The 11,899-nt window shown below is 63.6% G+C and carries 14 protein-coding genes and 1 riboswitch; of the genes, 3 read left to right on the forward strand and 11 right to left on the reverse strand.

Features of this window, described 5'->3' with window-relative positions; all coding sequences use genetic code 11:
• Positions 1–102: 102 nt before the first annotated feature.
• The 4 genes from LB547_RS32090 to LB547_RS32105 all read right to left on the reverse strand — a co-directional run bounded on the left by LB547_RS32090 (position 103) and on the right by LB547_RS32105 (position 1,160).
• The gene (locus tag LB547_RS32090) at positions 103–339 is read right to left on the reverse strand and encodes a DUF680 domain-containing protein (RefSeq protein ID WP_140763870.1); all 237 of its coding nucleotides are present in this window, start codon (positions 337–339) and stop codon (positions 103–105) included.
• Between the two features lie 71 nt (positions 340–410).
• Positions 411–617 (reverse strand): DUF680 domain-containing protein, encoded by a 207-nt coding sequence (locus tag LB547_RS32095; RefSeq protein ID WP_140501220.1) that lies wholly within the window; start codon positions 615–617, stop codon positions 411–413.
• A 69-nt stretch (positions 618–686) separates the two neighbouring features.
• The gene (locus LB547_RS32100; protein ID WP_140501222.1) at positions 687–893 is read right to left on the reverse strand and encodes a DUF680 domain-containing protein; all 207 of its coding nucleotides are present in this window, start codon (positions 891–893) and stop codon (positions 687–689) included.
• A 69-nt stretch (positions 894–962) separates the two neighbouring features.
• Complete coding sequence (locus tag LB547_RS32105) at positions 963–1,160, reverse strand: DUF680 domain-containing protein (RefSeq protein ID WP_140643974.1); 198 nt, start codon at positions 1,158–1,160, stop codon at positions 963–965.
• Between the two features lie 479 nt (positions 1,161–1,639).
• Positions 1,640–1,842, forward strand: a riboswitch (cobalamin riboswitch).
• A gap of 130 nt (positions 1,843–1,972) precedes the next feature.
• Between LB547_RS32105 and LB547_RS32110 the strand changes: the two genes are divergently transcribed.
• Positions 1,973–3,220, forward strand: a complete 1,248-nt coding sequence (locus LB547_RS32110) for an aromatic ring-hydroxylating oxygenase subunit alpha (protein WP_140501226.1) — start codon at positions 1,973–1,975, stop codon at positions 3,218–3,220.
• Positions 3,221–3,239: 19 nt separating this feature from the next.
• Entirely contained in the window at positions 3,240–4,340 is a 1,101-nt protein-coding gene (locus LB547_RS32115; protein WP_140763872.1) for a hybrid-cluster NAD(P)-dependent oxidoreductase, read from the forward strand.
• A 93-nt stretch (positions 4,341–4,433) separates the two neighbouring features.
• Here LB547_RS32115 and LB547_RS32120 read toward each other — a convergent pair whose 3' ends face one another.
• The 6 genes from LB547_RS32120 to LB547_RS32145 form a co-directional block, all read right to left on the reverse strand.
• Entirely contained in the window at positions 4,434–4,832 is a 399-nt protein-coding gene (locus tag LB547_RS32120; RefSeq protein WP_140501230.1) for a type II toxin-antitoxin system VapC family toxin, read from the reverse strand.
• Positions 4,829–5,062 (reverse strand): AbrB/MazE/SpoVT family DNA-binding domain-containing protein, encoded by a 234-nt coding sequence (locus tag LB547_RS32125; protein ID WP_140517783.1) that lies wholly within the window; start codon positions 5,060–5,062, stop codon positions 4,829–4,831. Before LB547_RS32125 ends, LB547_RS32120 begins: the two co-directional genes overlap by 4 nt.
• Positions 5,063–5,205: 143 nt before the next feature.
• Positions 5,206–6,750, reverse strand: a complete 1,545-nt coding sequence (locus tag LB547_RS32130; protein ID WP_140763874.1) for a DegQ family serine endoprotease — start codon at positions 6,748–6,750, stop codon at positions 5,206–5,208.
• Between the two features lie 197 nt (positions 6,751–6,947).
• Complete coding sequence (locus LB547_RS32135; RefSeq protein WP_140763876.1) at positions 6,948–7,667, reverse strand: MBL fold metallo-hydrolase; 720 nt, start codon at positions 7,665–7,667, stop codon at positions 6,948–6,950.
• Positions 7,668–7,755: 88 nt separating this feature from the next.
• Positions 7,756–8,922 (reverse strand): diphosphate--fructose-6-phosphate 1-phosphotransferase, encoded by a 1,167-nt coding sequence (locus LB547_RS32140; protein WP_140558908.1) that lies wholly within the window; start codon positions 8,920–8,922, stop codon positions 7,756–7,758.
• A gap of 110 nt (positions 8,923–9,032) precedes the next feature.
• Positions 9,033–9,800: a L,D-transpeptidase gene (locus LB547_RS32145; RefSeq protein WP_140763878.1), complete on the reverse strand. Its 768-nt coding sequence runs from the start codon at positions 9,798–9,800 to the stop codon at positions 9,033–9,035.
• A gap of 389 nt (positions 9,801–10,189) precedes the next feature.
• Here LB547_RS32145 and LB547_RS32150 point away from each other — a divergent pair, with 389 nt between their 5' ends.
• Positions 10,190–10,813: a LysE family translocator gene (locus LB547_RS32150; RefSeq protein WP_140517779.1), complete on the forward strand. Its 624-nt coding sequence runs from the start codon at positions 10,190–10,192 to the stop codon at positions 10,811–10,813.
• 78 nt (positions 10,814–10,891) lie between these two features.
• Here LB547_RS32150 and LB547_RS32155 read toward each other — a convergent pair.
• On the reverse strand, positions 10,892–11,899 hold a 1,008-nt coding region (locus LB547_RS32155; protein ID WP_224703008.1), incomplete at its 5' end, for an autotransporter outer membrane beta-barrel domain-containing protein.

Raw genomic sequence — 11,899 nt, forward strand, 5'->3', positions numbered from 1 at the left:
CCCCCCCCCCCCCCCCCCCCCCCCCCCCCCCCCCCCCCCCCCCCCCCCCCCCCCCCCCCCCCCCCCCCCCCCCCCGCTCCTGTTTGGTGTCAGCTTCGGCTGTTAGTGGCCGAAGAGATTCCGGTCACTGCCCTGAGGGGCGGACTTGTGTACATCGCCCGACGAATTGAGCAGCTTGTAGACGGGCGAGCCGCTGTCGCGGATCGAAGCCGTGTGCGCATTGTCGACCGAGGTGACGGCAGGCTGGTTGGCGCCATTGGAGCCATAGTTGTCGCTGCTGGCGAAAGCGCTGCCCGAAACGGCCAGGACGGCGGTGGCAGCAAGGATGATCTTTTTCATTTCAAGTCTCCTGAATTCTCAAATTCCACCGCAGAGGCGGGCTTGCCCGCCATCTGCTGCAGGATCGGCTGTTAGTTGTTGCCGAAGAGGTTATGGTCGGCACCCTGAACAGGTGCCTGGGCAGCCGGAGCCGACGTCTTGGTCGAAGCGGTGTATGAGCTGTCGGTCGAAGTGGCCGCGGGCTGGTTGGCGCCATTGGAGCCATAGTTGTCGCTGCCGGCGAAAGCGCTGCCCGAAACCGCCAGAACGGCGGCGGTAGCAAGGATGATCTTCTTCATTTCAAGTCTCCTGAATTTTCGAATTTCACCAGGACGGCGGAAGGCCCGCCGTCAACTGGAGATCGGCTGTTAGTTGTTGCCGAAGAGGTTGCGATCAGCACCCTGCACAGGCGCCTGGGCAGACGGCGCCGACTTCTGGACCGAAGCCGTGTGCGCGTTGTCAACCGAGGTGACGGCAGGCTGGTTGGCGCCATTGGAGCCATAGTTGTCGCTGCTGGCGAAAGCACTGCCCGAAACGGCCAGGACGGCGGCGGCAGCAAGAACGATCTTCTTCATTTCAAGTCTCCTGAATTCTCAAATTTCGCCAGGACGGCGGAAGGCCCGCCGTCAACTGGAGATCGGCTGTTAGTTGTTGCCGAAGAGGTTGCGATCGGCACCCTGGACAGGCGTCTGGGCAGCCGGTTCCGACTTCTTGGTCGAAGCAGTGTACGAGCTGTCGACGGCGGTGGCCGCAGGGGCATTCGAACCATAATGGTCGCTACCAGCGAAGGCGCTGCCGGAAACAGCCAGAAGGGCGGCGGCAGTGAGAATGATCTTTTTCATTTTTTGATACTCCAGTATTTTTCCGTCCGTCTAGCGGCGTGTCTTGGGAGGAAATCGCGTCGTTCGGACAGCCCCGATGTGGGAAAGCCATACCGCCATTTCCAATCACGAAGTTTTTCCGTGTGGACCAAGTTTCCACCACTTGAAATTGTGCCAGGGCCTTCTACATTCGTTTTTTCCATTTGTTATCAAATAGTTATTCTAACAGACGGCGCGATCACCAACTGTGTCGAAGGCCCAGTGTTCACACCGTCCTGCACGCATCGTCAACAGAAACGAACCGTTCGGTTCGATTTTAGAGGGCGCTAATAGTCACTTTTCGAAACCGTTAACCTTTTTTGCCTCCGCCACGAGACGGAATCCGAGGCGGCGACCTGAGGCTTTCTGCCCCTGCAACGGCGGCCGCACCGTTTTCAGTGCGTGTCGCGCGGCATGGATGCGATGTCGTTTTCATGCCGACGACAAGCCGGCGATCATGGTTAGATCCTGCCATCTCAGGTGCCGCCGCGTGACGACGAGGCGGAGAATTGGGAAGCCGGTCAGAATCCGGCGCTGCCCCCGCAACGGTGGTGGAGTTCAGGTCGCAACGGGAGACCACTGGGCAAAGGCCTGGGAAGGTGTCGCGACAGTCCGCAAGGACAGCTCCAGAGCCCGGAAACCAGCCTGAGATGTTGGACTCGACTGATCGCGGCGGGCGGTCAAGAGGCGGATGGTGCATGTCCGGCGCAAGCCGGCGCGCGGCTTGATCCTTCCTCTCTCCCTTCCGTTCAGTCCTTCAATGTGAGGACAGGACTTCAATGCGAGGACAGGACATGGATGCGCGCAACGACATGCTGAAACGGCTGCAAGGCCGCAGGGACGGCTTCTCACTCGAGCAGCCCTTCTATACCGACGCCGACTACTTCAAGCTCGACATGGAGCTGATCTGGTACCGCGACTGGCTGTTCATCGGCCATGATTGCGAACTGCCCCGGCCCGGCAGCTTCATCACCGTGCAGATCGGCGACTATCCTGTGGTGCTGGTGCGCGACCAGAAGGGCAACATCAACGCCTTCCACAATTCTTGCCGCCATCGCGGCAGCCGCGTCTGCAACACAGACAAGGGCACGGCGGCGAAGCTCGTCTGCCCCTACCATCAGTGGACCTATGAACTGGACGGCAGGCTGCTGTTCGCCAGGCAGATGGCCGAGGGTTTCGACAAGAGCCAGTTCGGCCTGAAGCCGGTCGCCTGCGAAAGCGTCGGCGGCTACATCTTCATTTGCCTCGCCGACGAGCCGGCGGATTTCGCGCCGATGCGGACGATGATCGAACCCTATTTGCTGCCGCATCGGCTGCGCGAAGCAAAGGTCGCCTTCGAGAGCACCATCGTCGAGAAGGGCAATTGGAAGCTGGTCTGGGAAAACAACCGCGAATGCTATCATTGCGCCGGCAACCATCCGGAGCTCTGCAAGACCTTCCCGGAGGCGCCGACCGTGACTGGCGTGCAAGACGCCGACAGCGACCCGGAGATGCTGTCGCACTGGGCCAAGTGCGAGGCGGCCGGCCTGCCGAGCAGGTTCCGCATCGACCCGGCCGGACAGTACCGTGCCACCCGCGCGCCGCTGCTGCGCGATGCCGTCAGTTATACGATGACGGGAAAACGCGCGGTCAAGAAGAACCTGTCCGACGGCGTTGCCACCGACCGCATCGGCTCCTTGCTGCTCTATCACTATCCGACGACCTGGAACCACATCCTTGGCGACCACGCCGTCACGTTCCGCGTGCTGCCGATCAGCGCCACCGAGACCGCGGTGACGACCAAATGGCTGGTTCACAGGGACGCGGTCGAGGGCGTCGACTACGACCTTGCCGAACTCACCCATGTCTGGACCGAGACCAACGGCCAGGATCGTCGCATCGTCGAGGAAAACGCCTTCGGCATCCTGTCGCCGGCCTATGAACCCGGCCCCTATTCCGAACTGCACGAAGGCGGCGTCATCCAGTTCGTCGACTGGTACGCGCGTTTCATCGGTCCGCGCCTCGCCGAAGACGGCCGGCCGGCCCTGCGCAGCGTTGCTTGAGAGGTAAGGGATGAATGCGATGACGGATCTCGGCCTCTATCGCCATCTCGATCAGATGGCGCCCTGGAACGACAGGCTCCAGGTGCTGGAAGTGATCGGCGTGAGCGACGAGGCGCCTGATGTAAAGACCTTCACCTTCCGCTCCGACAACCAGACCTGGTTCCGCTACAAGCCGGGCCAGTTCGTGACGCTGGAACTGCCGACAGCGGATGGGTTGCTGATGCGCACCTACACGCTGTCGTCTTCGCCTTCACGGCCATTCTCGATCGCGGTGACGGTGAAGGCGCAGGCCGGCAGCACCGGCACACGCTGGATGTTCGACCATTTGAGGCCTGGTTCGCACGTCAAGGCGTATGGGCCGGCCGGAGACTTTTCGCTGCACAGCCACCCGGCGGCCAAATATCTGTTCATCTCGGCCGGCTCCGGCGTGACGCCGATGATGTCGATGCTGCGCTGGCTGAATGACTGCGCGCCATGGACCGATGTCGGCTTCGTCAACTGCGCCCGCCGCCCCGAAGAGATCATCTTCCGCAAGGAGCTGGAATTGCTCGGCAGCCGCATGCCCGGCCTGTCGCTCGGTTTCATGATCGAGGAGCGGTCGAGCCGGGAAGGCTGGTTCGGCCATATGGGCCGCATCGACGCCATCCGGCTGCCGCTTTTGGCGCCCGATTTCCGAGAGCGCGAAATCTTCTGCTGCGGCCCCGACCCCTTCATGCGTGCCGTGCGCGGCATGCTCGAAGCCGCCGGCTTCGACATGGCGAGATACCATCAGGAGAGCTTTGCAGCGCCGCTGGTGGAGGAAATCCCGGCGCCGTTCGCCTCGCCGACTGGAGACGGCGCAGCCATTCCTGTCGAAGCCGCGACGCCGATCCGGTTCTCGATTTCGGACGTCGATGCCGCATGCGTCGCCGGCCAGACGGTGCTGCAGACGGCGCGCGCCTCGGGAGTCAGAATCCCCGCCGCGTGCGAATTCGGCCTGTGCGGAACCTGCAAGGTCAAGAAGCTCTCGGGCGAGGTCGAGATGAGCCACAATGGCGGCATCCTCGATCACGAGATCGAGGACGGCTTCCTTCTCGCCTGCTGCTCCAAGCCGCTTTCGGCGCTTGATATCGAGGCGTGACCGACGGCGCTCGGCGGTCTGCAACGCCGCTTAAAGCGCGTCGCATGAGCCCATTTCGATGCGACACGCTTTGGAGCGAAATCCGACGGCCATTCAGGGAGTGATCAGCGTCACAGAAGGGAAATAAGTCCGGTAGCGGCCGACATCACGCGTCAGCAGCGGAAGGCGTCCGACGGCTGCGTGGGCGCCGATGAAAAAGTCAGGCAACACGCCGGTCCTGGATCCTCCCGATCTGCGATATTGTGTAAATGCTTTTCCGGCAAGGAAGAGGGCTGCTCTTGGCATCGGAACCATTTCTAGACCGGCCGCCTCGACAAACGCCTCCAGATCCTCGATGCGTGCGTAGCGGACGGCAAGCTCGGCATAGACCGCATCATTGATCAACAACGGCCCATCGAGGCTCGCTGCCTCGAGATGGGCGACCGACCAATCCGCCCAGCTCGGATCGTCCGTAACAACGTCGAGCAGAACGTTGGTGTCGACGAGCGTCACCGTTCGGAACGCGTCAGCGCCATGATCGCGTCCGTCGTGAGCCCCTCGCCGGCATGACCTCGCAACTTGGCGAAGCGGCTCGCCGGCTGCTTTTTGTCAGCACGGGTCAGCACCACGCTGCCATCGGCAGCGCGCCGGAAATCGACCTTGCTTCCCGGGACGATCTCCAGGAGATCGCGAACCGGTTTGGGGATGGTCACTTGTCCCTTCGCTGTAACGGTCGTCGCCATCTTCGTTCCTCGGTAATACCATGTCTCCCGAAGGTATTACCTTGCGGTTCGAATTTCAAGGCCTGAAGCGTCAATCCCCGGCCGGGAGGCGGGCTCGTCGACCGACAAGCCCGCCATCCCTGCATTCATGTCAACGCGATGTCTCAGCCATTGGCGAAGGGCACGGCGACATAGATCTGGGCATCGCCTCGTTCCACCAGCAGCAGCACCGATTTGCGGCCTGACTTGCCGGCCTGCGCGATCGCCTGCGTGGCCTGCCTGGCGCTCTTCACCGGCATCTGGTTGACGGCGATAATGATGTCGCCGGGCTGGACGCCGGAAGCCGCCGCCGCCTTGTTGGGATTGACCGCGGCGACCACCGCGCCACGCTGGTTGTCGGGGAGGTTCATCTGCTGGCGAATATCGGGCGTGATGTCCATCAGGCCGAGCCCGATCGCCGGCAGGCGGGCGCCCTGCCCGTTTCCCGGCGCGCCGGAATCACCAGATACCGACGCGGTCTGCGCATCGTCGCCATTGCGGCCGACGTCGACGGAAAGCTGCATGGTTTTGCCATTGCGCCAGACGTCGAGCGTTTCCTTCTTGCCGGGCGAGACATCGGCGACGGCACGCGACAGGTCCTTGGGGTCCTTTATCTCCTGGCCGGCGAAGCCGGTGATGAGGTCCCCCGTCTGGATGCCGGCCGCGGCCGCCGGCGAGCCCTCGGTGACCGAGGAGACCAATGCGCCGCCGGGGTGATCGAGACCTATGGCACTGGCAACGTCCGGGGTCACCGGCTGGATCTGGACGCCAAGATAGCCGTATTCGATTTCGCCGCCCTTCATCAGCTTGGCGACCACCTTTTGCGCCTGGTCGGACGGAATGGCGAAGCCAACGCCGACGCTGCCGCCATTCGGCGAATAGATCGCGGTGTTGATGCCCACGACGTTGCCGCTCACATCGACCAGCGGACCGCCAGAGTTGCCGTGGTTGATCGGCGCGTCGATCTGGATGAAATCGTCGAACGGCCCGCTGTGGAGGTCGCGGCCGCGCGCCGAGACAATACCTGAGGTGACCGTGGTGCCGATGCCGAACGGATTGCCGAAGGCCAGCACTTGATCGCCCGGCATCAACTTATCGGAATCTCCCCATTTTACCGTCGGCAGGGGCTTGTCGGCCTTGATCTTGATCACCGCAAGGTCGTTCTTGGCGTCGCGGCCGACCAGCTTGGCGGGAAGCTCTGTACCGTCGTCAAGCGTCACCTTGATCGAGCTCGCGCCGTCGATGACATGGTTGTTGGTGACGATGGTGCCGTCGGCGCCGACGATAAAGCCGGATCCGAGCGCTTCGGCGCGCTGCGACTGCTGCGGCGGCGCTTTCGGCCCGGGCACGCCCTGGTCGCCGAAGAACTGGCGGAAATAATCGTCGAAAGGCGAGCCGCCGCCGTCCAGGGGCGAGGCATCGCTCATGGCGTCCGGTTGCCCCTTCATGACGGTCGTAACCGTCACCACGGCCGGCTTGTCGGCTGCCACGATGGGGGCAAAGGAGCCGTTCGGGGCCCTTACGCCGGCTACGGGAGTCTGTGTCGTACCGACGGCGTTGCGGACGTCGTTCGGGCTTTCGGCGAAGGAGGCCACGATGGGAGAAATGATCAGCGCAGCGCCCAGCAGGGCCGCGACGCGATGTCTACGAAGAATGCTTATGGGTGACATGGTCGTTCTGTCCGGGCGAGAGTTGAACCTGGGCCGCGGATGGTTCGGGGGAAAACACCCGTCGGCTGTCGACAGCCGGATTGCCTGTCTCGCCGCGCATGGCAGCCGGCCGGATCGACAAACCAGCATCTAGGGCGCGGATTGGCCCGATTTAGGGTTTTCGGGCGACCTTACGAAGATTTAATTTTAGAGCCGGCTTATGGACCAGCCGCTCGGCTGAGATAGGCCGAGGCGATCTCGCGCATGCGCTCGCCGTCGAAACTCGGGCCGTGACCGCCATGGCCGATGCGGATCGGCAGGTCGAGCAGACGCCGCATGGTGAGGCAATAGGCCGACTTGTCGGAGTCTGGCAGGTCGTCGATCAGCCGGTCGTCATAGATGGCGTCGCCGCTGAAGAACAGGCCGTCTGCTTCGTCGAACAGCGCGATCGAATCCGGCGAATGCCCGGGCAGATGCAGCACGCGGAAGCGGCGGTCGCCGAGATCGACGACATCACCCTCGTCGAGGGTGCGCGTCAGTGGCGCTGGCGGGATCTTGTAATCCGCAGCCTTCCAGCCCGGTGCCGGCAGTCGCGAGACGGCGCCGTCGAGGTCGTGGAACATGTAGGCGTAGGTCGCCGCCTCATCCATGTTCTCGAACTGCGCGGCACTCACCCTGGGTCCCGCGCGCAGCGCGAATTCATGCAGCGAGCCGACATGATCGAGATGGATGTGGGTGGCGACGACGATGAGCGGTTTGCCGGCCCGGGTTTCGATCTCCGGCGCCAGCGGGCAGATGCCCATGCCGGTATCGACCAAAAAGTCGGCGTCGCGGCCGGTGAGATGCCAGATGTTGGCGCGCACATAGTCATGCACGAACGGCTCGGTCAGCATCGTCGTCTTCTCGTCGACGATGCTCCTGCTGAACCAGTTCTCCATCAGAAGCGGCCCGGCATCAAGCGTGAGCCCGGCATCAGGTGTGAGCCTCGCATCAGGTGTGATCCTGGAATCAAGTATGGTCCCGACATCAGACGAAGGGCTTTCCGACCTTGTATTTTTCCGGCACCAGCCGCTTCAGGTAAGCCATGCCGGCGTCGGACAGATGGTTGGCGTCCGGCTTCATGAAGTTCTCGGGCATGTGACGGGTCTTGCCGGCCACGTTCTTCAGCGGCACCTTCTTCAGCACGGTTTTGGTGCCGTCATATTGCAGCGCCACGGAGCCGCCGCCCTGTTCGGCCACGGTGACCGCGAAAGCTCCCGCGTCGAACGCCTCCTGCGCGTCGACGGCGCTGATGGCGCCGACATAGCCGCGCGGCATGTAGCCCAGCGCATCGACGCGGGCGCGCTTGCCCGGCAGCCCTTCGGCGAGCGCCCGCTCGAGTGCCGCCGGCAGGTCGCTGCCCGATAGCTTGACATTGCCATGCTGGTCGCGCTCCAGCTTCTCGGGCGGGACCAGGCTTTCAACCAGCGCCTTGCCGTCGGCGGTGCTCACCCCTTCCGAAACGGCGACGATGCAGCGCTTGTGGCGGTCGAGCGTGGCGCGCACGTCCTCGATGAAGGCTGTGGCCGAGAACGGCCGCTCCGGCACGTAGACGAGATGCGGACCACTGTCGGGATCGAGCTGCCAAGCCGCGGCCGCGGCCGTGAGGAAGCCGGCGTGCCGGCCCATGACGATGCCGACATAGATGCCGGGCAGAGCGCGGAAATCGAGATCGACGGACAGGAAAGCGCCGGCGACGAACTCGGCCGCCGAGATGAAACCCGGCGTGTGGTCGTTCTCCTCGAGATCATTGTCGATGGTTTTGGGCGCATGCACGAACGCGATCTTGCCCCCGGCGGCATCGGTCAGGATCTGCTGCGTGCCCGACGTGTCATTGCCGCCGATATAGATGAAGGCATCCGCGCCGGCCTTCTTCAGGCCGTCGAGGACGACCTCGCAATAGGCTGCATCCGGTTTGTCGCGCGTCGAGCCAAGGGCCGCGCTCGGCGTTCCGGCGATCAGCCGCAGGCGGTCTTCCGGGACGGCGGAGAGGTCGATATAATTGCCGTCGCGGATACCGCGCACGCCGTGGATGGAGCCCAGGACCTTGGCGCCGGGATGCCGCTTGCGGATCTCCAGCGTCGCCCCGACCACGGTCTGGTTGATGACGGCCGTCGGGCCGCCGCCCTGCGCGATGACGAAAGTTCCGGCCATTGGTGAAATTCTCCCGGGCGATTGAATTTCAGGCACCTTCGCCTGTCTTTGGCCATCGCGCAACGGCAGAAACGACCGGCCGCGCCAGCGGCCGCAAGGTGAGGCTTGAGCTAGACGACGACGACCGGGTTCTTCTTGGAAACGCGGCTGTAGAGGTCGATGATGTCCTGGTTGATCAGGCGCACACAGCCCGACGACATGGCCTGGCCGATGCTCCACCATTCGGGCGAGCCATGGATGCGGTAGCCGGTGTCCTTGCCGTCCTGATAGATGTAGAGAGCACGCGCCCCGAGCGGGTTGGTGAGGCCGCCGGGCTGGCCGCCCTGCCATTTTACCAATTCCGGCTTGCGGGCGATCATTTCCGGCGGCGGGGTCCAGGTCGGCCATTCCCGTCCGTACTGGATGTTGGCGCGGCCGGACCAGCGGAAGCCGTCCTTGCCGATGCCGACCCCGTAGCGGATGGCGTCGCCCCCCGGCTGGACGAGATAGAGCATGCGCTCACTGAGATGAACGACGATGGTGCCGGGCGCTTCGCCCGTCTGGTCGACGACGATCTGGCGACGGAATTCCGGCTTGATCTTGAGGTAGGGCACCTCGGGCACATTGAAGCCGCCGTCGCTCAGGGATGCGTACATCAGGTCGGGACTGGTGATGTTCTTGTCGACGCTGATGCTCGGCCGGATCGGCCGCAGCGAACCGGTGACCGTGTCGTCCAGCTCGAGCGCCGGCAGGCCGCCGCCCGAAGTCGAGCAGCCGGCGGCGCCAAGCAAGGCCAACGCCCCTGCCCCGGATAAAACGGCGCGGCGGGAGACAAGACTATCGGTTTCGATTGCGTCGCCGTTTCGCGGCGGCGTCAGACTTTGCGGCAACTCACGCATGTACCCAAACCCTACGCTGTCGGCGGGAAGCACGGTCCGGCCGGATGACGGGCATTTTCATCATTCATGGTTGATAAAGCGTGAAGGCCTTGCGCTGCCTGCATTTGCGAACAGGCTGGGCGCCATTGCGCCCTCTCCGGTATCGCCAACCAGCGTGCCCTGCACGAAATCACCTCGGGCGGGTCATAGTCCCGGCGCCAGCGTGTCAAAAGCGGGGGCCTCCATGTGCAAGACCTGAAAGATCAACCTCGAGCTTCTCGCCGAGATCGTGAACCTGTCGGGCGGCTCGACTGACGCCGAACTGCCGTTGGCGGGGGTAGAAACAAACCGCTTTACATTCTCCTGGACCGAAGGATTTATCCTCTTCTTTGAGCTCAAAGGAGACGAGCATGTCCTTCGAAAACTGGGCCGCCTTCGCTGCCGCGTCGACCATCCTCCTAGTCATTCCGGGACCGACCATCCTTCTGGTCGTGTCCTATGCCCTCGGCCAGGGATGGCGCACCGCACTGCCGATGGCTGTCGGCGTGGCGCTGGGCGACTTCACGGCGATGACCTTGTCCATGCTGGGCATCGGCGCCCTGCTGGCAGCTTCGGCCACCGTCTTCACGATCCTGAAGCTGATCGGCGCTGCCTATCTGGTCTATCTCGGCGTAAAACTGTTCCGGGCCGGCGGCGCGCTCAAGGCCGAGCCGCGCACCGATGCCGTGTCCTCCGCCAGGATGATGGGGCATGCCTGGCTGGTCACCGCGCTCAACCCGAAAAGCATCACCTTCTTCGTCGCTTTCCTGCCGCAGTTTCTGGACCGGCACGCCGATTTCTGGACGCAGATGCTGATCTTCGAGACGACCTTCCTGGCGCTCGCCTTCGCCAACGCCTTCGGCTACGCACTGATCGCGTCGCGAGCGCGCAACCTTGTGCGCAACCCCAGGGCGATCCGCGTCTTCAACCGCACCGGCGGCACGCTGCTGGTTGGCGCCGGCATCGCCACAGTGGCGATGCGTTCAGGGAATTGAACAAGGGGAATTCGCTCAACGCACAGCGTTATCGCTGCCCCTCACCTGCCTGCCGGCGGATGAGGGGCGGCGTCGACTTTACGCACGAAAACAGCGCCAGCTTCGGATGCGCCGCTTGTCGCCGCCGAGATTGGTGGTGTAGTCGCCGGTGGCGAAGAGGCTGACCTTGTCCGTCACCTTGGCGATCACGCCGCCGCCGAATTCGAACGAGGTCGAGCGGCTTTCGGTCGAGATGTCGGTGGTGTCAAAGTTGACGTGATCCGTGCCACCGAAACCGTGCCAGAGATTGGCCTTGAGATAAGGTTGCAGCGCGGTGCCGTTCAATGTCGTCTCGCCCTGCAGGCGCAGGCCGAGGCGTCCGGTGACGTTGTCGTCGAGATCGAAGGAAACCGACGCGAAGCGATCCTCGGCATCGTCGAGCGATAGATGCTGCCAAATCAGTTGCGCCTGCGGTTCGAGCGTCCAGCCTTGCGCCAGCGCGATCGGGTAGCCCCCTTCCAGCGAAGCGGTGACGCCGGTTCCCTTGACATCGATGCCGATGTCTCGGGTCGAGGTCGCATCGCCGCTGAAAAAAGTGGCCATGACGACGCCGTCCAGGTACCAGCCCCCGGGACCGATACGGGTCCAGTAGCCGCCGACGCTGGTGCCGCCGAGATCGATGTCGCCGACGCCCAGATCGTTCTGCCCCAGCGCCTGGCCGCGCACATCGCCGTTCATGGTGGCATAGGCGATGAACAGGCCGGCACGATCGACGCCACCTGAAGCGGTTTCCTGGCCAAACACGTCGAAGCCGCCCTGGAACCCGAACAAGGTGCCGTCGAACGACGGCGAAACCGTTCCCGACCAGCCCATCTTCGCGTCCTGGCCGAAGATACGGCCCCAGACCGGAGAGAGTTCGGTGTTTGACAACAGGCTCTGTTCGCCTCGCCGTTCATGGAAAGTGCCAAGTGTCGTCATCGCCAGATGCTCGGCCACCGGCGGAACCGCCGAATAGACCGGGACCTCGACACGGTAGAGCAGGATCTCCTCCCCTGCCGCGGGCGTCGGAAGATCGGGCACCGCAGTCGGGACGGGCGGGGGCGGCGG

The organism is Mesorhizobium sp. B264B1B (genome assembly GCF_020165765.1).
Lineage (GTDB): Bacteria > Pseudomonadota > Alphaproteobacteria > Rhizobiales > Rhizobiaceae > Mesorhizobium.